Source organism: Allolucifera butyrica, from assembly GCF_900476375.1.
In the GTDB taxonomy this organism is placed as follows: Bacteria; Bacillota; Negativicutes; order Sporomusales; family UPPP01; genus Lucifera; species Lucifera butyrica.
Map to the genome: position 1 here is coordinate 55,868 of NZ_UPPP01000105.1, position 23,716 is coordinate 79,583.

24 protein-coding genes and 2 pseudogenes are annotated in these 23,716 nt (G+C 46.1%); 11 read left to right on the top strand and 15 right to left on the bottom strand.

Annotation, left to right across the window (positions count from 1 at the left end):
• Nucleotides 1-46 precede the first annotated feature (46 nt).
• From LUCIF_RS21100 to LUCIF_RS21120, 5 genes are all read right to left on the bottom strand, one after another.
• Complete coding sequence (locus tag LUCIF_RS21100; RefSeq protein ID WP_122629810.1) at nt 47-325, bottom strand: hypothetical protein; 279 nt, start codon at nt 323-325, stop codon at nt 47-49.
• 359 nt (nt 326-684) lie between these two features.
• A complete protein-coding gene (locus tag LUCIF_RS21105; RefSeq protein WP_122629811.1) occupies nt 685-1,806 on the bottom strand; it encodes an amidohydrolase in 1,122 nt (373 codons plus the stop codon).
• An 11-nt stretch (nt 1,807-1,817) separates the two neighbouring features.
• The gene (locus LUCIF_RS21110) at nt 1,818-2,768 is read right to left on the bottom strand and encodes a S66 peptidase family protein (protein ID WP_207858228.1); all 951 of its coding nucleotides are present in this window, start codon (nt 2,766-2,768) and stop codon (nt 1,818-1,820) included.
• Nucleotides 2,769-2,781: 13 nt separating this feature from the next.
• Entirely contained in the window at nt 2,782-4,377 is a 1,596-nt protein-coding gene (locus LUCIF_RS21115) for a peptide ABC transporter substrate-binding protein (RefSeq protein ID WP_207858229.1), read from the bottom strand.
• A gap of 2 nt (nt 4,378-4,379) precedes the next feature.
• Nucleotides 4,380-5,165 (bottom strand): serine hydrolase, encoded by a 786-nt coding sequence (locus LUCIF_RS21120; RefSeq protein ID WP_122629813.1) that lies wholly within the window; start codon nt 5,163-5,165, stop codon nt 4,380-4,382.
• 221 nt (nt 5,166-5,386) lie between these two features.
• On the opposite strand from LUCIF_RS21120, the gene LUCIF_RS21125 reads away from it, so the two are divergent.
• From LUCIF_RS21125 to LUCIF_RS27085, 4 genes are all read left to right on the top strand, one after another.
• A complete protein-coding gene (locus tag LUCIF_RS21125; protein ID WP_122629814.1) occupies nt 5,387-5,941 on the top strand; it encodes a nucleoside/nucleotide kinase family protein in 555 nt (184 codons plus the stop codon).
• A 187-nt stretch (nt 5,942-6,128) separates the two neighbouring features.
• Nucleotides 6,129-6,485 (top strand): ASCH domain-containing protein, encoded by a 357-nt coding sequence (locus LUCIF_RS21130; protein WP_122629815.1) that lies wholly within the window; start codon nt 6,129-6,131, stop codon nt 6,483-6,485.
• Nucleotides 6,486-6,573: 88 nt separating this feature from the next.
• Nucleotides 6,574-8,025 carry a nicotinate phosphoribosyltransferase gene (locus LUCIF_RS21135; protein WP_122629816.1) on the top strand — a complete coding sequence of 484 codons (1,452 nt, stop codon included), beginning with the start codon at nt 6,574-6,576 and terminating at the stop codon, nt 8,023-8,025.
• Nucleotides 8,026-8,034: 9 nt separating this feature from the next.
• On the top strand, nt 8,035-8,163 hold the full coding sequence (locus LUCIF_RS27085) for a hypothetical protein (RefSeq protein WP_279386978.1): 129 nt from the start codon (nt 8,035-8,037) through the stop codon (nt 8,161-8,163).
• 169 nt (nt 8,164-8,332) lie between these two features.
• Here the strand turns inward: LUCIF_RS27085 and LUCIF_RS21140 are convergent, their stop codons facing one another.
• The 5 genes and pseudogenes from LUCIF_RS21140 to LUCIF_RS21160 all read right to left on the bottom strand — a co-directional run bounded on the left by LUCIF_RS21140 (nt 8,333) and on the right by LUCIF_RS21160 (nt 12,968).
• The gene (locus LUCIF_RS21140; RefSeq protein ID WP_122629817.1) at nt 8,333-8,599 is read right to left on the bottom strand and encodes a hypothetical protein; all 267 of its coding nucleotides are present in this window, start codon (nt 8,597-8,599) and stop codon (nt 8,333-8,335) included.
• 516 nt (nt 8,600-9,115) lie between these two features.
• A pseudogene (locus LUCIF_RS21145) lies at nt 9,116-9,867 on the bottom strand (exodeoxyribonuclease III).
• Between the two features lie 97 nt (nt 9,868-9,964).
• The gene (gene map / locus LUCIF_RS21150; RefSeq protein ID WP_207858232.1) at nt 9,965-10,747 is read right to left on the bottom strand and encodes a type I methionyl aminopeptidase; all 783 of its coding nucleotides are present in this window, start codon (nt 10,745-10,747) and stop codon (nt 9,965-9,967) included.
• 68 nt (nt 10,748-10,815) lie between these two features.
• Nucleotides 10,816-11,721: a C1 family peptidase gene (locus tag LUCIF_RS21155; protein ID WP_122629819.1), complete on the bottom strand. Its 906-nt coding sequence runs from the start codon at nt 11,719-11,721 to the stop codon at nt 10,816-10,818.
• Nucleotides 11,722-11,969: 248 nt separating this feature from the next.
• Nucleotides 11,970-12,968: a C40 family peptidase gene (locus tag LUCIF_RS21160; RefSeq protein WP_122629820.1), complete on the bottom strand. Its 999-nt coding sequence runs from the start codon at nt 12,966-12,968 to the stop codon at nt 11,970-11,972.
• Between the two features lie 416 nt (nt 12,969-13,384).
• Here LUCIF_RS21160 and LUCIF_RS21165 point away from each other — a divergent pair, with 416 nt between their 5' ends.
• Entirely contained in the window at nt 13,385-13,585 is a 201-nt protein-coding gene (locus tag LUCIF_RS21165; protein WP_122629821.1) for a hypothetical protein, read from the top strand.
• A 61-nt stretch (nt 13,586-13,646) separates the two neighbouring features.
• Here LUCIF_RS21165 and LUCIF_RS21170 read toward each other — a convergent pair whose 3' ends face one another.
• From LUCIF_RS21170 to LUCIF_RS21185, 4 genes are all read right to left on the bottom strand, one after another.
• The gene (locus LUCIF_RS21170) at nt 13,647-14,528 is read right to left on the bottom strand and encodes a hypothetical protein (RefSeq protein ID WP_122629822.1); all 882 of its coding nucleotides are present in this window, start codon (nt 14,526-14,528) and stop codon (nt 13,647-13,649) included.
• A gap of 12 nt (nt 14,529-14,540) precedes the next feature.
• Nucleotides 14,541-14,903, bottom strand: coding sequence for a response regulator (locus tag LUCIF_RS21175; protein WP_122629823.1), 363 nt, complete (start codon nt 14,901-14,903; stop codon nt 14,541-14,543).
• 637 nt (nt 14,904-15,540) lie between these two features.
• The gene (lexA, locus tag LUCIF_RS21180) at nt 15,541-16,158 is read right to left on the bottom strand and encodes a transcriptional repressor LexA (RefSeq protein ID WP_122629824.1); all 618 of its coding nucleotides are present in this window, start codon (nt 16,156-16,158) and stop codon (nt 15,541-15,543) included.
• Between the two features lie 403 nt (nt 16,159-16,561).
• The gene (locus tag LUCIF_RS21185; RefSeq protein ID WP_122629825.1) at nt 16,562-17,332 is read right to left on the bottom strand and encodes a hypothetical protein; all 771 of its coding nucleotides are present in this window, start codon (nt 17,330-17,332) and stop codon (nt 16,562-16,564) included.
• 236 nt (nt 17,333-17,568) lie between these two features.
• Between LUCIF_RS21185 and LUCIF_RS21190 the strand changes: the two genes are divergently transcribed.
• Nucleotides 17,569-18,513: a phosphodiester glycosidase family protein gene (locus tag LUCIF_RS21190; protein WP_122629826.1), complete on the top strand. Its 945-nt coding sequence runs from the start codon at nt 17,569-17,571 to the stop codon at nt 18,511-18,513.
• 14 nt (nt 18,514-18,527) lie between these two features.
• Nucleotides 18,528-19,400, top strand: a complete 873-nt coding sequence (locus LUCIF_RS21195; RefSeq protein WP_122629827.1) for a hypothetical protein — start codon at nt 18,528-18,530, stop codon at nt 19,398-19,400.
• A gap of 265 nt (nt 19,401-19,665) precedes the next feature.
• Here the strand turns inward: LUCIF_RS21195 and LUCIF_RS21200 are convergent, their stop codons facing one another.
• Entirely contained in the window at nt 19,666-20,460 is a 795-nt protein-coding gene (locus LUCIF_RS21200) for a polysaccharide deacetylase family protein (protein WP_243638774.1), read from the bottom strand.
• 469 nt (nt 20,461-20,929) lie between these two features.
• Here LUCIF_RS21200 and LUCIF_RS21205 point away from each other — a divergent pair, with 469 nt between their 5' ends.
• The 4 genes and pseudogenes from LUCIF_RS21205 (at nt 20,930) to LUCIF_RS21220 (ending at nt 23,704) form a co-directional block, all read left to right on the top strand.
• Nucleotides 20,930-21,373 (top strand): MarR family winged helix-turn-helix transcriptional regulator, encoded by a 444-nt coding sequence (locus LUCIF_RS21205; RefSeq protein ID WP_207858233.1) that lies wholly within the window; start codon nt 20,930-20,932, stop codon nt 21,371-21,373.
• A gap of 140 nt (nt 21,374-21,513) precedes the next feature.
• Nucleotides 21,514-21,954: a cupin domain-containing protein gene (locus LUCIF_RS21210; RefSeq protein ID WP_122629829.1), complete on the top strand. Its 441-nt coding sequence runs from the start codon at nt 21,514-21,516 to the stop codon at nt 21,952-21,954.
• A gap of 34 nt (nt 21,955-21,988) precedes the next feature.
• Nucleotides 21,989-22,765: an epoxyqueuosine reductase gene (locus LUCIF_RS21215; RefSeq protein WP_122629830.1), complete on the top strand. Its 777-nt coding sequence runs from the start codon at nt 21,989-21,991 to the stop codon at nt 22,763-22,765.
• 167 nt (nt 22,766-22,932) lie between these two features.
• Nucleotides 22,933-23,704, top strand: a pseudogene (locus tag LUCIF_RS21220) (SDH family Clp fold serine proteinase).
• The last annotated feature ends 12 nt before the right edge of the window (nt 23,705-23,716 follow it).

The following is a 23,716-nucleotide window of genomic DNA, read 5'->3' on the forward strand; positions in this document are numbered from 1 at the left end:
TTGTTATTGTTTAGTATGGAAAGTTGACAGAAAGATATTCCCGATTTTAATCCGTGTACTGTTTGATAATGCTGTCTACCTCGTCCATGCGGTCATCAGGAACCGTAGCAGTCAGGACAAAGCCGGATACAGGTACCGTACCGGTAATATCGGCGGGGGAGAGGGAAAACACGGGAATACCGGCTACACTGGACGCATCGTATACGGGCTGTCTGTTGTTCTGAGACGCATCAACGGAAACTTCGGTGATTCCTCTGGCCGACAATTCATTGGCAGCTCCTTCCGCTTGCTTTTGGGATGAGAACACAACGGCTATCGTGGGCATTCTTATCAACCTCCTCCATTATTAGCATGGCGGAAAACGGGAATTGAAATTCACTCAATTATTTTTTTTCATGGAATCGAAAGTATAACTTTTCGGGTTATTTCTAAATAACATGTAAAGAAAAATGCCCGGGCGGATAGCCCAGGCATAAGAGGTGCTTTCAATCCAGGATGCGCCGTAGAGCTTTAGTACCAAGATATACTAACGCTCCGACTGCTACTGTTTTTAATAATGGCGAATCCATCATTTCGTCCATATTGGACTTGCGTCTACAACGAAAACGATTTAATCCCATTATAACACCTCCCGAAAAATAGTTTGCCGCATTTTTATTGATTCATTCGAGGGTATTTTTAACTTTAGTCCAGAAGATCAATCGCAGTCATTGCCATGGCTTTGGCCCCTATCAGCAGTCGTTCCTGGGCATGGTCCGACCCTGCGGCCGTGGCGAACTCCGGCGTATGGGCAGCAAGACTAGGGCCGATACCGAGGTCGGGATGGATGGTGGGAGCAGCGTGGCTGACGTTGCCTACATCAGTGGATCCGTCCGCTTCGTCCGGTGCAAGCTCTATAACCGTTTCACCCAACCGGTTCATATTTTGCCTGAATAGTCCCATAAGATGCCGGTTATTCAGCAGTTCCTTGAATAACGGTTCATAATGCACGGTTTCAACGGTAGTGCCGGTAGCCAGAGCGATTCCTGCGGCCAGGCGTTTTATCGCCGGCAGCATGGTTTCTTCCAAATAGTCCGAGGACAAGGCCCGGACGGTAAATCGGGCTTCGGCTTTATCCGGTACGATATTGGGCGCCGTTCCTCCCTGCGTGATGATTCCGGCCAGAATGGTTTCCTGCGTAAAGGTCTGGCGCAGGGTTTTGATCCCCTGATAAAACAGGACAAGGGCATCCAACGCGTTGATGCCTTTATTGGTTTTAGCGGCTACGTGGGCCGATTGCCCACCAAAGGTTACTTGTAAGGGATGGGTAGCGTAGGAGGTTCCTCCCAGGCAGTTGGTGTCGGCAGGATGGACAATCAGCGCCGCCGCTAAGCCGTCAAAAACACCATCCGCCGCCATGGCCACTTTGGCGCCGCTGGTTTCCTCGGCCGGACAGCCAATCAACAGCGAGACAGCCCGGTCGCCGGCTACGGCGGCAAAGGCGGCCGCCGCGCCCCAGCTCATAGCGGCAATGAGATTGTGGCCGCAGGCATGCCCCAATTCCGGTAACGCATCATATTCCGCCAAAAAAGCAATTTTTGGCCCCCCGCTGCCACTGGCGGCGATAAAGGCTGTCTCATAGCCGCTGATATTTTGGGTTACGGTAAAGCCACGGCGCCGGGCTGCTTTCATAAGCAGCCCGGCTGCCTGATATTCTTTTCCCCCCAGTTCGGGGTTTTGATGCAAAAAGAGACTGATTTCCTTAAGTTCAGGGGCCAGGGCATCCACGGCAGCCATGACCGCTTTTTTCGCTGTATCTTTATCCATGTTTACCTCGTTCAATCACTGATAGCCGTTTCCATGATTTCCAGTCCTCCGGCCTGGCTGTCCAATACCGCCATGACTCCGATAGGAAGTGTGACTTTGTCCGCCGTATGGCCGAAGTACAAATTGTAAAGGACGGGTATGTTCAATTTATACAGGCGGTCTTCCAGCACCTCTTGTACTGTGAAACTGGGCGGTTCAGACTCTGCATCGCAACCGGCGAATATGTCAACAACAATCCCGGCGGCAGCCTGCAGCTTACCGGCCAGCAATAAATGAGTCAGCATGCGGTCGATCCGGTATGGAGCCTCCCCGACGTCTTCAAGAAAAAGGATTTTGCCGCAGGTATCAATTTCATAGGGGGTTCCTAATGTTGCTGCAATCAGGCTCAAATTTCCGCCCGTCAGGCAGCCCTGCGCCGCTCCCGGCGTGATAAAGGCGGGCGGAAGGGTAAATGGCGGATTGGTAACAGGGCCGGGCGGTTCGAAACCGGAGACGGCCCGGAAAAAGGAATCCCGGGTATAATCGGATACCCCTTTTCCCATATCTGATGCTACCATGGGTCCGTGAAAAGTGACGAGACCTGTACGCTGGCTAATGCTAAGCAGCAGGGCCGTAATATCACTATAGCCGACAAATACTTTGGGGTGGGCCCGGATCAAGTCATAGTCAAGAAGTTCCAGCAACCGCATTGTCCCATAACCGCCACGGAGGCAAATAATACCGTCGATTTCCGGTGACGCGAACATGGCGTTAATGTCGGCGGCGCGTACTTCGTCGGTTCCGGAAAGATAACCCAGTGTTTGTTCCACGGACAGGCCCGGCCGCACCTGAAAATCAATTTCCTCCAGCCAATGAATTCCGGCCATGGCCAGTTCCCGGTCACCGGGGCTGGCGGGAGCGACAATGCCCAGAGTGTCTCCCGGGCGGAGCCGTTTCGGTTTTAGCCGGTGAATCAAATCCACGATACCAACTCCCCTATTTTTCAATATAGGCCGTCTTGAAATCGGCAAGGCCGAGTACCGACCAGGAATAGCCTTTCACATACGGTCTGGCAACATAGGGTTGCGTTGTGTAATAAATGGGGATGATTACCGCGTCGTCAAAGAGAATTTTTTCGGCGGCATGCATATCCCGCATTCTGATTTTTTGATCAATAGTCGACTGGGCCTGCAGCACCAGCCGGTTATAGGCCGGATTATAATATTTCGCATCATTGTCGGGGTCTCTAAATACATCCAGGAACGTCATCGGGTCGGCATAGTCGCCGATCCAGGAGGCCCGAGCCACCTGAAAGGCGCCCTGGTTTCGCGAATCTAAGAATACTTTGGTTTCCTGATTGGTTATACCAACAGCGACGCCCAGGTTCTTTTTCCACATTTCCTGAATGGCTTCGGCAACGGCTTTGTTCAGTTCACTGGTATTATACAAAATGGTAACCGGCGGGAGTCCTTTGCCGCCGGGATAGCCTGCATCAGCCAACAGTTTTTTGGCTTGGGCGGCGTCTTCTACGGCATAATTGCCGCCTTCTTCCCGGAAGTCTTTGCCGGTGTCGGGATCCAGCAATCCGGGAGCCACCCAGGCATAAGCCGGTTTTTTACCGCCTTTAATAACGTTTTTCACCAGTTCTTCCCGGCTGATGGCCAGCGCAAAGGCCTGCCGCACTTTGACATTGTCAAACGGAGCTTTCTGGGTGTTAAACACGTAGTAATAGGTGCCGAGATAAGGAGCAACTTTTAAGAGCCCCGCCTGCATTAGCCGGTCATGCTCCGATACGGGCGGTTCCACCATCATGTCGACCTGGTTGTTCTCCAGCATTGCCAGCCGGGTAGTTTGGGAATCGCTAATGGGCCATTCCATTTTCTGCAGCTTAACGGCGGCTGCATCCCAGTATTGATCATTTTTGACGAACACCAATTGGCCGCTGTGAACCCAATTGGTGATTTTGAACGGACCGTTGCCAATTAAAGTTTTTGCCTCTGTTGACCATTTATCGGGACTGGCGGCGACGGTTTTTGGGGGAACGGGATAGAAGGCATGAAAGGCGACCAGGCTTAAAAAATAAGCTGTGGGTTTTTCCAAGGTTACTTCCAGCGTATGGTCGTCAAGGGCTTTGACCCCGACCTGATCCACCGTTGCTTTTCGGGTATTATAAGCTTGCGCGTTTTTTATCGGAAATAGCATATAGGCATTTTCAGAAGCAAAGTCCGGGTTTAAAACCCGTTTCCAGGCAAATTCAAAATCCTGAGCGGTGACCGGTTCGCCGTTGGACCACTTGGCATTGGGACGCAAATGGAAGACATATTTCAGACCATCCGGTGAGACGTCCCACTTTTCCGCCACCCCCGGTACAGGCTGATCCTTGGCGTCAAGCCGGGTTAAACCCTCGAAAATTTGCAGTTCCACCAGGGATTCCGGGATTCCTGTAGATAAGGCCGGGTCCAGGGTGGACGGTTCCGCTTCCAGGGCGTAGCGAAAAACCTGACCGTGACTGCCCAATTTGCCGCAGCCTGCCGCCAATGCTGCGAGCATTACCGCCCCTAGCAAGACGGCAAAGAATTTTTTGTATGACATCGTCATTCCTCCTCGTATAAATGTTCATATACTATCTTGCCAATACGGGCAATCAACTGAATTCCCTGATAGTTAAACGTCAGATCGCCGCTAAGCACGCAAATGATATAGGGACCGCCGGGTAAAAACAGAATTCCGCCGTCATGTTCCACTCCCGGCAATGTGCCTGTTTTGTTGGCCAGTATGGTTTCCTCCGGCAGATAAAAAGGCAGTTTATCACGGATTTGCTGCCTTTTTAGAATATCCACCATTAAGGCGCCGTATTGATCCGGCAGACCATGGGATGTGTAAATTAGTTCAAACAAGAGGGCCAGGTCAGTGGCGCAGGTTTCGTTTTCCCTGCCTGTCCGGGCCGCTTCGAAATCCATCATCCGGCGCCGCAGGACTGTTGACGTTAATCCCAAAGCAGTCATGGTTTGGTTAACCGCGTTCATGCCGACGCGTTCAATCAACAGATTGGTGGCGCTATTGTCGCTGAGAACAATCATCAATATGGCTAGTTCCCGCAGGGTCATGGCAATATCCGGGCGCAATTCCTGCAAAATACCGGCGCCACCCACCCGGGACGCACCGGCTACTATGAGCGATTCATCCAGTGAGAGTTGACCGGCGGCGACTTGCCGCATCAGTTCATACAGAATAGGCACCTTGATCATGCTGGCTGCGGGAAACACCATTGCCGGATTTATTTCCAGCCTCTCCCTGGTTGCCTGATTTATAATTACGATGCTCCAGCGGCCGCCGGCCCCTGATAAGACAGATTGAACTTTGTGGCGTAATTCTTTCATAGTTTGCTCCTTCTTAGAAAAAAACATCTTAATATATTTCTGAAAAAAAATTACAAACCCTTCTCAATCGAACCGGAAATATCGGTTTGCGGTTATGCCTTTTGACGACGCAGCTTTTGATAAGTCAATAGACCAAATCGTTTCCATAATTTATAATAATATTAGGGAAACTTGTAATAATTTGTTGTCAATGCGTTTTTTAAATAAAAGGAGGTAGCGGCATGAATAAGGTGTATGCAATTATTGGCCCGCCGGCATCAGGCAAAACCTCAATTGTGAAGAAACTGCGCGAATATGGAATCCCTGTGTTAATAAGCCATACAACGCGGCCACCGAAACCGGATGAGAAAGATGGCGTGGATTATTATTTCGTTGATAAGCAGACCTTTGAGAAAATGAATTTTATCGAAATGGTTAACTATGCCGAGCAGTTATACGGTCTTACCAAGGAAGAAGTGCTAAAAAAAGCCAATATACATCCTGTTTCCGTTGTTGATATTGACTTAAGCGGTTTTGAAAAACTGAAAAAATTGTTGGGAGACCGACTGGAGTTAATTTACAATTTTGTTGACCAGGATACAATTATTAACCGGTATTTGCTGCAAGGGGAAGATTACGCCACCATCAAGCACCGTATTGAATATGCCGAGGCGAACGGCGAATTTAATAACTGGGAAGTCGCCGATTATGTGGTAAAAAACAGCGGTCCGCTGATTGTGACGGTGCGGCAAATTCTGGCCATAATGGATCTGGTAAGTTTAAAAATACCTGAATAATAACTTATGGCAAGACGATCCTTCCGCCGGAGTGGCCGCCAAACCGGTTTGAAAATGGGCTTTTCCGAGCCCTGTGCCCTGAGCCGCAAGCCGAAAAACCGCGTTAAGCGGTTTTTCTTGTAGCCAATATAGTATTTTTATTCTATAATTTGTTTTAACAGAACTTCGATGCCAAGGGAGGATTATTATGTTTGCACTTAATTTTATATCACCGCACAATGAAAAATTGTTGACGGCCCGTCAAAAAAGTGCTACCATTCGCCCCGGTGATATACGTGACGTATATCCGGAGAATTCCATCGTCTGGATTACCGTTGGCAGCAGATATGGTTCGAAAAGAAAACTCTATACTGCTGTTATCGACAGGACGATTGTCAAAAAATTTTCTGATTTAACCACCAAAGAATTGACCCATCAAAATCCGGAAATTAAAAATGTGAATGAATTAATTAAAGAATTTGAAGAAATTTATGAGAAAAAGCTTGATATAGAAGATTATGTTACAGTAATCCACTTTTCGGAAATCATAGGAGCCGAAGGTTAGAAAGGTGGACAAGGAAGGCCGGAGGGAAGCGTCTAAAAAGAGCTTTTGAGGAAAGCATAGAAATGGGCTATGCAGAGGGGTGCAGGGAATGAGTTTTGGAAAAGAACTGAATTTAACAATGTTGACTGACTTTTATGAGCTGACCATGGCGAACGGTTATTTCGAAGGCGGCCTGCAAGAACGGATTGCGTATTTTGATATTTTCTTCCGAAAAATTCCGGATAATGGCGGCTTTGCCATTATGGCCGGCGTGGAACAGATGATCGAGTATCTCGATAAATTAAAATTCGATGAGGCCGATATTGAATATTTGAGAACGAAAGGAATTTTTAGCGAAGAATTTTTGCAGTATCTCAAAAAATTTAAGTTTAGCTGTGATGTTTGGGCGATTCCCGAAGGTACGCCGATATTTCCCCATGAGCCGATTGTAACGGTCAGAGGACCGGTTATTGAGGCCCAGTTCGTTGAAACCATGTTGTTATTGACGATTAATCATCAAAGCCTGATTGCGACCAAAGCCAACCGGATCGTGAGAGCGGCGCAAGGCAGGCCGGTCATGGAATTTGGTTCCCGAAGAGCGCAGGGATATGACGGAGCCATATTTGGCGCGCGGGCAGCCTATATTGGCGGCTGTGTGGGAACTGCCTGTGCCATAGCGGAACGGGATTTTGCAATTCCGGCATTCGGTACGATGGCCCATAGCTGGATTCAGATGTTTCCCACGGAACTGGAAGCATTCAGGGCTTATGCAAGGACCTATCCGCAGGATTGCACTTTTCTTGTGGATACCTATAATGTACTGAAATCCGGTGTGCCGAATGCCATCAAAGCATTTAATGAAGAACTGGTGCCAAGGGGATTCCGGCCGAAAGGAATACGGATTGACAGCGGCGATATTACGTATTTATCGAAACAAGCCAGGAGAATGCTGGATAGGGCAGGTTTTCCCGACTGCAAAATAGTAGTCTCCAATTCGCTTGATGAGTATATCATCCGGGAGATTCTGGTGCAAGGAGCCAAAATAGACTTGTTCGGGGTGGGCGAACGTCTTATTACTTCTAAATCCGAGCCTGTTTTTGGCGCGGTATATAAGCTGGCGGCGATTGAGGAGCAGGGAGAGATTATACCGAAAATAAAAATTAGTGAAAATGTGGAGAAATTAACTAACCCCGGTTTTAAACAGTTATGGCGGTTTTTTGACAAGGAGAGCGGCAAAGCGATTGCCGATGTGATCACTTTAGCGGGAGAGGAAATTGACGATACTCGTCCTTATGAGCTGTTTGACCCTGAATTTACCTGGAAACGAAAAATGGTTACCAATTTTTATGCCCAAAAACTTTTGGTTAAAATTTATGATAAGGGCCAATGTGTATATAAAATGCCGGACTTGAAAACGATAAGGGATTATTGCCGGGAGCAAGTGGATACTCTGTGGGATGAAGTACTCCGGTTTGAAAATCCGCATACTTATTATGTCGATTTATCGGTAAACCTTTGGCAATTGAGAGAAAAATTGCTGGCTGAACATATAGTTAAGTAATTTGAAGGCGTGAATAAAAATAGCGGCATCTTGCAGGAACAGGCACAGGCAACCCAAAATATCGGCCGGATGGTGGAAGGTCTTTGTCAGGTCAGCCAGCGGCTGTTATCTTTGGCTGATAGAGCGGCGGAGCATTAATTTAGAAGAAAAAAGGGATTGCCTGAAAGCAATTTGCTTTCGGCAATCCTTTTCCAGCAAGAGGAGAATCTGCGCTCTGAGCCCTGTGCAGGAGCGAAACGATGGACCATTGTTTCTTTTTCCAAAATCCAATTACCAATTTCGAAAGACCGCATAGCGGTCTTTCTTGTTAAGGCAGGTGCATGGGGACATCGGTTACCCAGCTGCTTAATAAATTTCCGTCATTATCGAAGATGTATTGATAAGTTTTATCATCCATTTGTACCATGAAGACTTTCGTTTCATCATAATCATACCATTTTCCCTTTGACTGGTATTCATAGGGGTCCATCTGTTTAGTAGGCACCCAGCCCCAGTTTGCATAGACCGGAATGCTCAGGGACAAAAGAATGATCATAGTAACTAACAGAATGAATGGCTTACGTATCTTTTTCATATTAGTTATTCCCTCCAATCATTCATAGGTATTCCCAAATATCGGGATCTATAAACATGATTGCCCGGAATAACCGGATTTTGTGGTTGTTTTTTGCGAACGCTGCAAGATATTATTAGGGGAAATAACAATTCGTTGAAATTTTATGCATAAATCGGCTATAATAAACATAGATATAAATATCAAACGCCCCTGCCGGAAACAGGAGCGCTTGACCGGGAATACGGGGTTATCGCCACAATTCTTGGATAATCCGGTAGATTACCCCAAGAAAACCGCTTGAGACGGACAGCTCAAACCATCTAGTCTTTAAGCGCATTCTTATCACCTCCCCGTATTCGGTTTTGGGACGAGTTTTCGCTCGTCCCATTAACATTATAGCACAATAATTGGAAAAACCGTCCTGTTCCAGGACGGTTTTTTTACCGCCAAATAGTATTAAAAATCATTAAAGACAGGAGTTAAAGTGTCAATCGCAGTCGGCAGCCGTTCTATCTGATAGGATTATGAAAATTGCTAAAAGATTTCCAAGCCGATTGGACAGTGATCACTACCCATAATCTCGGCGTATATAAGGGAATCCTTAACCAGTTTTTTTAGTCTGCCGGAAACCAGAAAATAGTCAATACGCCAACCGATATTACGGGCTCTGGCTCCTGTCAGATATGACCACCAGGTATAGGCATCCCTTTTTTCCGGATATAAATAGCGAAATGTATCAATAAATCCGGCTTGCAAAAGCATTGTCAGCTTGTTTCTTTCTTCGTCGGTAAAACCGGCATTGCGCCGGTTTGCTTTCGGATTTTTAATGTCGATTTCGGTGTGGGCAACGTTATGTCGCCGCACACAATGACCGGTTTGGCCGTATCAAGCTTCTGGAGATAAGCGCTAAAGTCGTTTTCCCACTCCAGACGGTAATCGAGGCGTAAAAGTCCTCGTTGTGAGTTTGGGGTATAGATGTTTACGAGGACAAACTGTTCAAATTCCAGCGTTATCAGGCGGCCTTCCTGGTCGTGTTTCGTGATATTCATGCCGTAGGTAACTGACAATGGCTTTATCCGGGTAAAAACGGCAGTACCGGAGTAGCCCTTTTTCGCAGCGCTGTTCCAGTATGCAGCATATCCCGGAAAGCTGAACTCAGCCTGATCTTGCTGCATCTTTGTTTCTTGAACGCAGAAGATATCGGCTCCGGCGGCGTGGAAAAAATCGCTAAATCCTTTATTAAGACATGCTCTTAGCCCATTTACATTCCAGGATAGTAGTTTCATAGTATAACCTTCTGTTCGGCAATGTTTTATGTCCTTAGCCTTGCACGATGGACCGAAAGACCCGCAACGGTCTTTCTTATAGTATAGTATAAGTTTTTTATACCGTAATCACAATGGGGACACTATCCGTGACTATGATCGTGTGTTCAAATTGAGCAGCCAATGTGCCATGCGGGGTTTTTAACGTCCAGCCGTCTTTGGACCGGCAGACGTATTTTTCTTTTTCAGCGACGAAGGTTTCTACCGCCAGTACCAGTCCGGCATGAATCCGCTTTTTATTACTGGGATTATAATAATTCAAAAGTTCATAATTTCCTTCGTGGAGTTTCCTGCCTATCCCATGGCCGCTTAAATTTTTTATTACCGTAAAACCGCTGGTTTTTGCTTGCCGGTAAATCAAATTACCGATTGCGTTTAATTTTATACCCGGCCGCATTGCTGATATTGATTGGTGTAATATGAAGCGGGAGCACCTGCACAGGTTTTGTTTTAGAAAAATTGACGGCTCGATAATAAGAGGAGCCGGTTCAACAACGACCGTAGCACCCGTATCCGCATAATAGCCGTCTAATTCGGCCGACACATCAATGTTAACTAAATCGCCGCCATGAATCATTTTGGGTCCCGGTATTCCGTGGGCAACTTCATTGTTAACACTTATACAGGTAAATCCCGGAAATTTATAAGTCAGCCGGGGCGCTGACCTCGCGCCATAGTAAGCAAAGACCTTGCCGGCAATCTCATCCAGTTCCGCCGTAGTTATGCCCGGTTGAAGGTTATTGAGCATTGTTTTACGGGTAAACGCAACAATTTGACCAATTCGTTTCAGTCCCCGCAAGTCTTGCCTGCTTTGTACCGTCATGACTGGTTTTACCTCCATTCTACAGTTCAGTAAAAGATTAATTTTCGGTTTTCCATTCCGGGATTTCCGTCAACTCTGGCAATATTTTAAAGGCCAAACTGGTCGGAGTCAATCCATTCCATACTGATGACAGACCAAAAATCGCTCGCCAATTGATTGAGGATGTAATCATAAGGTAACCAGCCATAACCTTGATCGCCCCAGGCAGTTCCCCAGGAATTGCGAATAAGCAGAGCGCCGGTAGTTTCCCGGTTGCAGAGAAGGTTTTTGATTTTCAATGTATCATTGTAGCCTACTGCCGCCACGGCATGACCCCACTGGGCCTTTTCGTCGGGGCAGGGATAAGGAATTCCACCGCTGACATCGGACTGGGTAAAGGACGGGAACCCAAAAAAGCCTAACATAGATGGGATGCCGGCGGCAATGTATTTTTTTACACTGTTCAACACTTCCGCCGGAGTCCGTTTGGTGCCCAGTGCATCATGACAAAAATATTGCAGGGCCTCAAAATTATCGGCTACGGCGTAAACGAAGGAGGAAGGTTCTTTGTCGAAATCCGGATCCTTATCAGTATATGCCCAATATTTTTCCGCCGGTACACCAAGGAGAACCAGGGAGCCCATGGTATCCCGCAAATAGGCGCCGGTGTCGCCGGTTGTTCCCATTAAGTTGCGAGTACCTTTATAAATGAAAAGACGGGAAGTTTTGATTTTTTTATTGTAAGCCCGATTTACAAAATACTCGACAATCCCTGCCGCCGCATGGGCGGTACAAGAGCCAAGATTCCCCTGATCTTCAATTTCCGAGCACCATTGCCGTAAGTCCGCTTTTTCCGGTAAGGGAGCATCCTCCCTGAGCGAGGGTCCCAGTTTTTCTACGATATTTTTAATTGGTAAATGTTTCTCCGTATAATCGCGTAAATCCGGCATTGGCGGTATCCAACCCGTGCTTAGGGTTTTTTCCGACCCGGGGAGTACTATTTTGTGGTACATATCATGACCTCCTTTTAAACAGTATTAAATCCCACTTTTCGCAATCCCCTGCCATTCGACTATTAAGTTCAGGGTGCGAAAGGTGGGTTGAATGGTTTATATTTCTAATTGTACCAGGAATATGATAAATTTCCAATATTAAACAACGAAGCTTGAAACACTGTCAGCCAGTGCTCCGCTGGCTGACAGTGTTTCAAGCTTTCTCGCCGTTGGAGTAAACGGACGATGGATATAATTTGAAATCTTGCTTAGAGTTTATACGCTGTGGAAACTTTACCAATTGATGCAGGATGGGGAATGCAACTTGTTTTATAATCTTCGGGCTCATAGCCATAACGCCTGGCGCCCCAGTATTCCTGCGCATAATGATCAACATCAAACCGGCTTTCTTTTATTGCGGACCGGCTTTCCGGGGCATGAATCATTGTGTAGTTTTTAACGTACATGCCTACATGGTGAATATAGCCTTTGCCTTTATCGGTCGCAAAGAAAAGCAAATCACCGGGAAGGAGACATTCTTTGCCGACGGGAGTTCCTTCCTGTGATTGTTGCCGGGAATTGCGGGGAAGATAGATGCCCTGCGACTGATAGAGGCGAAAGGTGAAGCCGGAACAATCGAATCCATAGCTGGAGATACCTCCCCATAAATATCTTAAATCTAAGAATTGCCGGGCTTCCGCAATAATGTTTTTCCTGGAAAAGCAAAGGTCTGAGGCTTTTAGCGCTTCGCAGCGGGAAAGATAGCCTATGCCGCCGTCAGGCAGCCTGACTTTAAAATAGTATTCTCTTTCTGCCAGGAGCGGTAATTTGACCTGATAACTAAGTTCATAAACGGGTTCGGTTAAATGGATGTCCCGGAACAGAGTTGCTAGCGGTACGGCGACAACCACCACCGGCAAATGAAGCCACTCCGCTTGATACATGTTATTCACTGTTACCTGGCTTGCGGGAACCCAGCCTATCTGTCCCCATTCGTTGTCACGGGTGCGCTGAAGTACCGCTGCAACGTTGAACCATTTATCCTGTTGATCTACGATAACTACCTGTTCGCCGAAGATTGCCGTGGTATTTACTTTATCGACCAACCATAGCCGTTCCTCGGTAGTTAAGTTTCCCGCCCAGGTTATAGGATTGGCTGCAGCCAGACCACTGATATTTTCATATTCCTGTACGCCGGGGACGGACCAGAATATGGCGAACGGCACATTGATTGCGCCAAAAACCGGCTTTTCAGATTTTTTTGCCATAGACTCACATCTCCTCGTATTAGGGTATCTCCGGCCAATTTACGGGGCAGGGGCGCAGAGGGGAGCACAGCACGGAGAACAGGAGGGGTGGCATCGAGGTGGACAAGGGGCACATAAGGGGGTACATAAGGGGTAACAGGACGGAGAACAAACCGTTGCCGGAAAACAGGTTGTTTCCGGCTCGGCAGTGCTCTCTTCTATTAAAGGAACATTTGCCGGATCTTTACAGAATTTAGGAGGCATCATAACCCTTCCTTTTTACCGTAATTTAAGATTCTACATAATATGATATGCAGCGGCTAATCCGGGGGACCATAAAAGAGCACCCAATTTAAAAAGCCAGGGAACAGCAGTCACTTTTTCCCGGGCAACTGCATATTTTAATGCAACAATCAGCCGTGGAGGTGTGAGCCGTTATGCAAGCATTGCTTGCGGTAAAGGCCGTAATCGAAAAGGAATTAGCGGAATTTCCCGGGAAATTTTGCGATGTGTTTAATGATGACAGCTATGTTCGACTTTGCCGGGAAGAAGAAAAGTTAAAAAAACTTTTAGCAATGACGAACCAGTTTATCGAAGAGCAGGCTGAACTGGAACAACACCTGGAGGCTTATGTTTAATCCTTTTTCCAGAGAAAAAGCCACTGCCGGTATTGGCGGCAGTGGCTTTGGCGGGCAACTATCAGGCAATTTCGTTGCCGGTTACTATATAGAGGTCAATTGTTCCCCGGGAAATTTCAATCGGGATGCGATAGGCATCTTTGGCGGGGAGTGTTCCTTCCGGGGAGATTCGCTGCGGCTCTAAATTTAGTTCAAGATTTCTCTCGGACATATTGACGGTAAAAATGCCGTTTGTTTCGTTTAAAAATTCAGCAATACTGTCCAAAGCCAGTTCATTGACGGTGGGGATCGTTTCGCCGCTATAATACCGTGAAAGTTCCAGCAGCAGAGTATTATCCATTACCAAACCGGTTGACAAGGTTATATTGCCGGTCATCGTTTGTGAAAAAAGACGACCTTTTACCGGTGCTTTTAGGGGGGCAATCACCGGCTCTTCGCCGAAAGTGCGGGGAATGATCCGTAATAGTAAGGCCACATAGTCATAGAGTAAACCGGCGCTGGCGCCGGTCGCCGAAAAGTTGAGCGAAGTCCGGACCATTGCGTCCCAATCTTCATATTGAGCATCCTGCCGGCATCCGGTCAGGCCGGTTTCCCGTTTATAATTTTCTAAGGCAGTTTCCAACTGTGACAAACTGAGATAGCCGCTGTCAATGATTGCCTGGCTTATGGTTAAGCGCCTGTTCTCTTGGGCGAGCAGCAGTTCTTCCAACTGTTGTACCGTTAAAAAGCCTTTTTCAACGGCAATCTCACCGAATTTTTTATCCATAACATGCTGCAGGCTATGAACTTGTTCTACCTGAGCAGCGGTCATCAACCCGCTATCCATAGCCAACAGGCCCAGCCTAGGGCGGATTGAGCGCTCACGGTTCAGGATGTCGCGTAATTGTTCGACAGTCAGTAATTCCTTATTTAGCAGATATTGGCCGAAATACTGGTTAAACATCCTATCACATCCTTATCCGGAAATTTTAGTGAGGATACGCTGGATCTGTTCGTTATCATAAGGCTTTTGGATAAAATCAACTGCGCCGTTTTTTATGGCTTCGGTTAATTTTGTTGCCGTTCCGGTGGAAGAAAGCATAATTACTTTCGCCTGGGGATCCTGTTCTTTAATTTTTTTTAAAGCTTCCAGGCCGTCCATGACCGGCATTACAATATCCATAAACACTGCATGGGGTTTTTCTTTTTGATAGACTTCAAATCCGTCCTGCCCGTTTACTGCTTCCCAAACCCGGCAGCCTAGTTTTTCCAGCAAGTCTTTCAGTTTCTTGCGGATCAATACGGAATCATCGCAAATTAAGATATCGAGTGGTTTCAATCGATATAGCCCCCTTCACAATATTTAGGAAAATCTTCCCTACAATAAATAATTATTCCGCAAGGTTTCGCTAGTTCCTGTTAAAAAATTTCATTATTATACAAATTAACACTCCCGTAACATGAAAGTAAACTGGACTTTGGCTGAAGCTTGTCATACTTTTTTCATAATTCCGCATTAAAATTAAAGTAGTCACACACATCTCCTCTTTTTTGGCCCTCACATAAGTGAGGGTTTTATTTTTTTACGGATAAAGTATCCTTTTTTGAGAAAATCAGGAGAATATGAGACAAAGGTCCTATTATATTTTGACATAATTTGTCGATATAGATAATGTAAGAAGAGTATACTTCTTAATACCCCTCTCCCTAAGCTCTCACTTTGTGTGAGGGCTTTTGTACTGGATCGGTGAAAAAGGAGAAATGATATGTTTTTGGAAGATTTCGTATATTGGCTTGTTACAATTGGCTTAATAACGTCAGGTATAGTAATTTGCATGCATTTTCGTCTGGTATAATAGGTTCGGCAAAAATAAAAAGATGACCCAAGTCATCTTTTTAATGGCATTGCTATTTTTTTTCAAAATCCCAAAATCCAATTTCCAATTACCGAAAGACCGCCCTAAGCGGTCTTTCCCTTACATACTGCGGAATAAGCCGATTACTTTTCCAATAACGGAAACATTGTTTGAATAAATTGGCTCCATTAAATCATTTTCCGGTTGGAGGCGGACACGGTTATTTTCTTTAAAAAACCGTTTGACCGTAGCTTCTTCATTATCGATCAAGGCAACAATAATGTCGCCGTTGCGGGCCGTATTTTGTTCCCGCACAAGGATATAATCTCCATCCAGGATACCCACGTTAATCATGCTCTCGCCCTTAACATTTAACATGAATACATTATCATCATTACCAACCAGTTCGGACGGTAGCGGATAGGTTTCTTCAATATTTTCCACGGCTAAAATGGGCTGGCCGGCTGTGACCGTCCCTACGAGAGGAACCGGAATCATTGCCTTTTGCCGCCAGGGGGCTTCGGCCAGGACATCAATTGCCCGGGGTTTTGTGGGGTCCCGCTTTATAAAACCTAATGATTCCAGTTTATTTAGATGCGTATGTACGGTAGAACTGCTGCTGAGACCAACAGCTTGACCAATTTCACGGACTGACGGTGGATAACCCTTAGCGCGCAGGTTTTCTTTAATGTAGGCCAGTATTTGTTTTTGCTTAGGGCTTAAAATTTCTTTCGACATCGTATTCACCTCATTCTGATTATATCATTAGTTGCTAAAAAAACAAACGTAAGTTCGAACTTTTGGTAAATTTATGGACTTACCTGCGAGTGCGGGAATTTCTTGCTGCTTTGTTAATAATTTGTGATAAGCTTGTAACTAATTCGTAACAATTGAATAATATTATATAAATTGTCCAGATAACTTTATTTCCATTATCTTAGCTCTCAATGTTATGGGAGCTACTTTTTCCTAAGAAATAACCGACCGGTATGATAGTCGTTTTATTATCGGTCCCCCTAAAAATTGACTGTTATGCCGGTCGTTTATATAGATTTTACTACCAAACCGCATTGGCGGTTTTTTTGTTTTTCCGGGCCATGAGCCTTGCGCCCTGCGCCGAAAGAACGCACAGCGGTCTTTCTTAAAAGGACCAGGATAGAGTTGCGCTATTTCGGTTTATTATGGAATTGTCCAGGGATCTTGCAAAATCTTGATAAGCCGTGATACTGAGATTGTCATTAAACCGGTAGCTGGCCTGGATCCGGACTCCTCTTGAATCATCAAAGTCGGTAAAGGCACTATAGTCCGAAACGGCTCCCGGCTCAACATAACGGTATAACAAGGTTAAGTCCGCCCCGCCGGGGTATGTGTCGTCGCCATATTTAGCAGTGATGAGATACCCTTTGGCCTGAGTAGTTAAATTTTCCGATGTTTCGATACTAACCAGCGCTTTGGAAGCGAGGCTGCTGGAAGCCGATAGCCCCATGAATTGGTTAGCGGTTTGAAAAAACACCGCGTCCAAACTTAAATCTTTATGTTGGGGAAAGGATGTTTTGAAATCGGCGGCGACAATATCTTCCCCGTCATTGCCATAAAAAAACGAAGCACTTTTGTCATGGTCCTTAAGTATGGTCCGGACACCGCAAACACCGTAAATTTCGGCAATAAGACCCCGGCTTAATTCGTAATTCTGCTGGCCAATGATCAGGTGTGTTTTTTTTTCGTTTAGTTCCAAGTCGGGAGCGGGATGCAGAAAGTTATTGCTTAAATCTTTGTTTAATTGACTTAAATCCGGGGTTTGCAGGTTTTGCCAGGTATAGTTGCTGCCGGAAATAAAAGGGGCCGGCGCTGCTAAGGCAAAAGTGGAAACAGTCAATACTGCTACGGTTAGCGCTATGACTCTTTTTTTCATGTCGTCCCTTTCATTAAAGTTCGCTTGTAATCGACGGGCACTTAAATTTCGACAAACTCTATTTTAATTTTACTATATCCTTGTTTAAGCTACAAGTTTGGAGATAAAACGGAACATTGAAGGGCGCTACAAAAAGGATTCCCGGCTATTCGTGTAGAATGTTATACAAAATTGTAGCTTGCCTAAACGGTCATCAATTCTCTAGGAGATATAACACTTTGGGATAGGGGTTGGGCATGAATAGTCTAAATGTAAGTACTGGTATCCGATTTTTAGTTTTAAATCTGATATTATTTATCATTACGTCACCGGTTATTATTCTCTATGGACCTTTTAGCAATATTAAAAGCAGTGTGATAGGGGCCATCATGACTTCGCGTCATCCCCAATATATTACCTGGCTGCTGTCGAAACAGGAAATCGAAGCGGCGATCGGCGATCCCAACAACAGTGGCCAGCAAAAACAAAACTTGTTTCATTTTACAAAGCGGCAGGATGAATCATTGAAGCTAGTGACTATTAAGGGATCGCGTTTTCAAGGGTACTTGCTGGAAGTGCCGGATCCTTCCCGGATCCAGGTAGCCACAGCGCGTGATATGCGGGAAAAAGGGGAAACGATTAGTGCGATTGGGCTGGAAAATAATGCGATTGCTGCGATTAATGCGGGTGGTTTCGATGACCCGGATGGGACGGGAACCGGGCGGTTGCCTTACGGAGTGGTTATCCACGACGGAAAATTTCTGATCGGCGGCGATATTAATGAGAAGGTTCCCTTAGTCGGTTTTACCCGGTCGGGTGTTTTGGTAGCCGGCAATTATACGGCGGCGGAAATGCGCCGTATGCAGGTGACGGAAGGCGTTACTTTCGGGCCACCGCTTATTATTAACGGTAAAAAATTAATTGCCAAAGGGGACGGCGGTTGGGGTGTCGGACCGCGTACGGCCATCGGCCAGAGGAAAGACGGGACTGTTTTGCTGTTGGCCATTGACGGACGGCAGCCTTCTTCCCTGGGAGCGACCTTGTTGGATGTGCAGAATATTATGTATGAACAGGGTGCCTATGTGGCGGCCAATCTTGACGGCGGTTCCAGCACGACCATGTTTTACAACGGGAAAGTTGTAAATAAACCGTGTGACCTTCTGGGAGAACGGATGCTTCCCACGGCGTTTCTTGTAAAATAACAGGGAGGTACCAAGTGAGTAATAGAAAAAAACTGATGATTTGGTTAGCAGCAACCATAATTGTTCAACTTGGCATTTATTTCTATTTGGACCGGATATTATTCGCACCGGACGCTTCTTTTCAAGTCAGTGCCGTTGCTGAAAGTATAGCTAATGATGGTAAGACGTTTTATTCCCGGGACCAGTCATATATGGCAAGGGTGGAACCAGATGCGGTGAAAATTTACGCCATGCCCCGGAAACAACTGGTGCGCACAATTAATCTGGGAACGCAGCAGGTTTCATACTTTACCTGGCTGGAAGACCGGAATATTGCCCTTTTAGGGTTACATTCCGGCGATGGACAGAATAGTAAGGTTACGTTGACACAAATTAATCCGCTGCGGGATGACCCGGGCCTTTCCGCTACCATCGAGAAGCTTCCCACGGGTAGCCGGATAACGGATGTGGCTTATTCTACGGCTACCAATGTTGTTTATATTCAGATACAAACTGTTGCCGATCCAGTTCCTCTGTATCGCGTATACCGTACAGATGCCAATCATGATATACGGCGCATTTATTTTAATACGAACCGCATTGGCCGCATCGGCGTTTTACAAAACAAGGACTCCCTGGTGTTTGAAAACTTGAAAGACGATACGATTATTGTGCGTCACGGTGACGGCAGCTGGAAAGTTATTTCTCCGCCCCAGGGCAAGTATCGCCTGGTAGGCGTCGATTCGAAGAATAATATCTATATCGCCCGGTTAAATCAGGAAGGGTTAGGGGAAACTATAATGGAAGGGCGCTTAGGCGTTGGCTTTACTTTCTACCGGAAGCTGAACAAGCCCACCGCCGTCCGGGATCTTAAACTGGCTGATATTATATTGAAGGAAAGTACCTGATGGATCTAAATTTTCGCAGTCCTCTGTTATTTGATAATAATTCTCCTGAGTAAAGAGTTTAGTGGGAGAAATATTGCCGCCATAAGTTTAAAGTGCGAAATGTGGGACCAATGAAGAACCCCTCACCGAAGGTGAGGGGTTCTTTGCAGGGAACGGGCAAAACGCTGCCGTTCGTTACTCTTAGCCTTAGAAAATCGGGCATTCAGATGGATGCGCCCTGAGCCCTGCACCATGAGCCGAAAAAACGCGTTAGCGGTTTTTCTTTTTACGGAACATAAATTAAATTGGCTAGGAAGGCGAAGGCGTTTTTACTTAAATAAGTCTTAAAATTTTGTAAGGCGCTAATTGCTTGCGTAAACTTTAGACGCAGGATAAAATGCAAAAACGTGTGAGGTCCCTCAAAAATAGGAATCCGGTTCAAAGTAAATAATCCGCAATGCCGTATATCCCGCCCGAAATTTATAGTGAAAGCGCCCCGATAGCCGGCTTGCTGAGCCAGCTTGATTACCCGCTTATCATAGTAGCCGCCGGGATAGGCAAGATATTCGATCTTTTTGTGGAGCCGCCATTCTAATGCTTCTTTCGATTTGACTAATTGGGACCGGAGCTCGTTTTCGGAAGCCTTGGTCAGTGCGATATGGCTTAGGGTATGTGACTCAAAATAAAAGCCGTTATTACTCATTTCCCTGACTTGGTTCCAAGTCAGATATCTGCCGGTTTCTCCCACAAAATCGGTAATCAGAAATATGGTTGCCGTAAAATGATATTTTTGGAGAATCGGATAGGCAACCTGATAATTATCTTCATAACCATCGTCAAAGGTAATCAGTACAGGGTTAGGAGGAAGCGCTTTATCATATTGCAGGTAATCCGCCAACTGGTCTGGTGATATGGCAGTATAGCCGGCCTTAGCTAAATAGGCCATTTGCGCCTCAAACTCCTGACTACTTAACGTTAATGGAGTATGGAACGTATTATTGATTTGGTGGTAGTTTAAAACCGGAATTCCAGGAAACAAAAAGAAAATAATGTAGCTTAGCCCCGCTAGTAAAACAATCAATGATATAATTGCCCAGAATACAATCCTCTTCTTTAATAAGCGCAAAAAAATTACACCCCTTTTTACTATAGATAAGTTAAGGCAAGGGTGAAGTCAAATCGATTGCTTCGTAAATTCCCTATATTGATAAAATACTTGTTGAATTGACAAAATCCTGCTAGATATAGCAAATGAGTCGAGGGTTAAATGAAAATAAGTTTGGATAAAACCACAAACCGGGGATAGGAAATCTAAAATTGGGCCAGTGACCAGGCTGCCCCGGCAGGCATACTTTGTTTTATTATAGGATATGCTTAACTAAGGAATTTAAGTACATTAGCGGGCAATTAAACTCCGCCTGTCTGCGACAGACGGTTTGATTGTATAAATATATTTTTACGGACTCTTGACGGAGCTTGATGCGACACATTATAATAAAAACATAAAAAGTGCATATACACGTAATCGAAAAACAGGAAAGGCGCATAGCGTGAAACATATTAAACAAGTGTATCCTAAACACCCCAGCCCATGCAACTGTATGAATATCCGGCGAGCCTCCCGCGCCGTTACTCAGTTTTATGATGAAGTATTGAAATCATGCGGCCTTACCATAGCCCAACTGGCGCTGCTGCGGCGTCTTGAAACGGCGGAACGGATTACCATCAGTGAATTGGCTAAGAGGCTGCGCATTGACCGGACTACTCTGAACCGTAATATGAAACCGTTGGTTGATGCCGGTTTAATCGCCGTTAACCCGGGAAAAGATTCCCGTACCCGGCAGGTTAGCCTGACAGAACCTGGAAAAGATGCGGCGGATAAAGGGTGGACTCTATGGGGCGAGGCGCAGAGTGAATTAAAAGAATATCTGGGGGAAGAGGATTTGGCTAAGCTTGTGCAGTTATTGTCTAAGTTGGAGGCGCTGGTACCCTAAATCAAGGATGGGTTAATAAAGCTTATTTACTTGTGAATAAGTAATTTTAGCTTTTTTGTTGCAATTTATGTGTATATACACCTGTTTGAGCGGCCGAATAACAAGGTTCAGCCGCAGGCATAAGCGAAAGGAGTAATCACATGACAAAACAGGGAAAAAACTTTACTTTACTGGACATTGGTCCATTTGAGAAATTAGGGGAACGGGATTCGAAAGGTTCCGGCGGCAAATATTTTGTTGGCAAAGACCTCGGTCTTACGGGCTGTGAAGTATCCCTGAACCGGCTTCCTGCCGGCAAGGCGGCTCCATTTGTCCATGCTCACAAGAAAAATGAGGAACTTTATATTATTCTTGGCGGCAATGGTACATTTTTCGTAGACGGAAACGAGTTTCCCGTTCAGGAAGGCAGCCTGGTCCGGGTCGCCCCGGCAGGAGAGCGGGCCTGGAAAGCCGGCGATGCGGACCTGTATTTTATTTGTATCCAGGCTCAGGCAGGCAGCCTGACACAGGCCACTTCGGAGGACGGAATGCGTCTTTTGACCAGAGCTTCGTGGATGGAATCCCTTTCTGCCGAAAAGTAATGCAAAATGCCAGTAAAATGTAGGGAGTGAGTTTATGCAGCAAGAGATTCGCGAATTTATTTTGAATCTGGGTGTTGACGATGTTGGTTTTTCCAGCGCATTGGATTACAACAGTCCTAAATCATATGCCATTACCAGCTTTCTTCCTGATGCGAAATCAATTATTGTTTTGGCATTTCGCGTATTATCAAGTTGTGAAAGTCCAAGCTGGAGCGTTGCCCTGAACGGGTATCTGGACTTAGGAGCGTTTGCCAGGTCGGCTGCCTACCGGGTGGCGCGTTTTCTGGAAAATAAGTATAACGCCAGGGTGGCAAATATGCCGCTGTCGTATCCTTTTGAATTTCATAAGGACAGAAGAGCGATTGCCGATTTTTCCCAAAGGCATGCAGCGGTAGCTGCCGGACTGGGTGCTTTTGGCCGCCACAATCTTGTCATTCATCCCCGCTTCGGTACCCGGGTTAACTTTGCCAGTATTATTACCAGCCTTGACCTGGAGCCGTCACCCAAGAACAGTGAAGATTTCTGCCTTCACTGCAATCTCTGTGTTGAAAATTGTCCTGGCAGAGCCTTGGATGAAGAGGGGAAAACCGACATAATGAAATGTATGAAAAACTCGCAGCCTTATGGACTGGGAGCAGATATCGCCTTTTGGAGTCAACTTTCGCATAGTTCGCCCCAGGAACAGCAGGCGATGTTTCAAAGTGAACACTATGCGCGGCTGCGCCAGGCTTCCTATTTAGGCAATCAATACATGTGTTTCAATTGCCTGAAATCCTGTCCGGTAGGTGTAGCTGCGAGCCAGACTGTGTGACGGTCTATCTCTTCAATTATACGGAAACATTGGATAATATCGTCTCATTAATGCCATTGTACCGGAAATAATACGCTTCATCTTGCCGAATACTATGGGCAGGAGGGATAGATATGAATGGTGCAGATTTCTTTTGGCTTATCTTTCTTTTTTTCACGCTTTGGCCGATGTATAGGCAACGCAGTATTAACCGGAACCGGCTGCAATTTCTACGGCGGATTGAAAGGATCCGGGGGTCGAGGGTAATTAGTCTGATTCATCGACAGGAGGCGATCAGTTTTTTAGGGATTCCAATTTCCCGCTATATTGACGTGGAAGATTCAGAACACATTTTGCGGGCCATCAGGCTGACCCCCGATGATGCCGATTGACCTGATTTTGCATACACCGGGCGGATTGGTGTTAGCCTCTGAGCAAATTGCCCGCGCTATTATGGAGCATAAGGCCAAAGTAACCGTTTTTGTGCCTCATTATGCAATGTCCGGCGGAACCATGATCGCCCTGGCTGCCGATGAAATTGTGATGGATCAAAACGCCGTATTGGGTCCGGTTGACCCGCAATTGGGGAAATATCCGGCTGCCTCAATCTTAACCGTTTTGAAGAAAAAAAGTATTGACAGAGTAGACGATGAAACGCTTATCTTTGCCGATATGGCGGAAAAAGCCCTCCGGCAGGTGGAAGATTTTGTAGCGGAATTGTTAAAGGACAAGATGCTTGAGGAAGAAGCGCGTTCCCTTGCCCGGACTTTCACGGAAGGAAGATGGACCCACGATTATCCGATCACCTGCGAAAAGTTAAAGGAGCTTGGGTTGAAAGTCAGCAATGACCTCCTCCGGGAAGTGTATGTCTTGATGGAATTATATCCACAGCCGGCCCAGCGCAGGCCGTCCGTACAGTATATTCCCCTGCCTTATGACCGGGAGAAAAGACCCGATTGAGAAAGCCGTTGC

Excerpts from the sequence above, each read along its gene's own strand:
- LUCIF_RS21165 (WP_122629821.1), top strand. The coding sequence starts at position 13,385 with ATGCAAGCATTGCTTGCGGTAAAGGCCGTAATCGAAAAGGAATTAGCG.
- LUCIF_RS21210 (WP_122629829.1), top strand. The coding sequence starts at position 21,514 with ATGACAAAACAGGGAAAAAACTTTACTTTACTGGACATTGGTCCATTT.
- LUCIF_RS21100 (WP_122629810.1), bottom strand. The coding sequence starts at position 325 with ATGCCCACGATAGCCGTTGTGTTCTCATCCCAAAAGCAAGCGGAAGGA.
- lexA (WP_122629824.1), bottom strand. The coding sequence starts at position 16,158 with ATGTCGAAAGAAATTTTAAGCCCTAAGCAAAAACAAATACTGGCCTAC.
- LUCIF_RS21105 (WP_122629811.1), bottom strand. The coding sequence starts at position 1,806 with ATGGATAAAGATACAGCGAAAAAAGCGGTCATGGCTGCCGTGGATGCC.
- LUCIF_RS21160 (WP_122629820.1), bottom strand. The coding sequence starts at position 12,968 with ATGGCAAAAAAATCTGAAAAGCCGGTTTTTGGCGCAATCAATGTGCCG.
- map (WP_207858232.1), bottom strand. The coding sequence starts at position 10,747 with ATGGAGGTAAAACCAGTCATGACGGTACAAAGCAGGCAAGACTTGCGG.
- LUCIF_RS21190 (WP_122629826.1), top strand. The coding sequence starts at position 17,569 with ATGAATAGTCTAAATGTAAGTACTGGTATCCGATTTTTAGTTTTAAAT.
- LUCIF_RS21125 (WP_122629814.1), top strand. The coding sequence starts at position 5,387 with ATGAATAAGGTGTATGCAATTATTGGCCCGCCGGCATCAGGCAAAACC.
- LUCIF_RS21185 (WP_122629825.1), bottom strand. The coding sequence starts at position 17,332 with ATGAAAAAAAGAGTCATAGCGCTAACCGTAGCAGTATTGACTGTTTCC.
- LUCIF_RS21170 (WP_122629822.1), bottom strand. The coding sequence starts at position 14,528 with ATGTTTAACCAGTATTTCGGCCAATATCTGCTAAATAAGGAATTACTG.
- LUCIF_RS21115 (WP_207858229.1), bottom strand. The coding sequence starts at position 4,377 with ATGTCATACAAAAAATTCTTTGCCGTCTTGCTAGGGGCGGTAATGCTC.
- LUCIF_RS21215 (WP_122629830.1), top strand. The coding sequence starts at position 21,989 with ATGCAGCAAGAGATTCGCGAATTTATTTTGAATCTGGGTGTTGACGAT.
- LUCIF_RS21130 (WP_122629815.1), top strand. The coding sequence starts at position 6,129 with ATGTTTGCACTTAATTTTATATCACCGCACAATGAAAAATTGTTGACG.
- LUCIF_RS21155 (WP_122629819.1), bottom strand. The coding sequence starts at position 11,721 with ATGTACCACAAAATAGTACTCCCCGGGTCGGAAAAAACCCTAAGCACG.
- LUCIF_RS21140 (WP_122629817.1), bottom strand. The coding sequence starts at position 8,599 with ATGAAAAAGATACGTAAGCCATTCATTCTGTTAGTTACTATGATCATT.
- LUCIF_RS21135 (WP_122629816.1), top strand. The coding sequence starts at position 6,574 with ATGAGTTTTGGAAAAGAACTGAATTTAACAATGTTGACTGACTTTTAT.
- LUCIF_RS21120 (WP_122629813.1), bottom strand. The coding sequence starts at position 5,165 with ATGAAAGAATTACGCCACAAAGTTCAATCTGTCTTATCAGGGGCCGGC.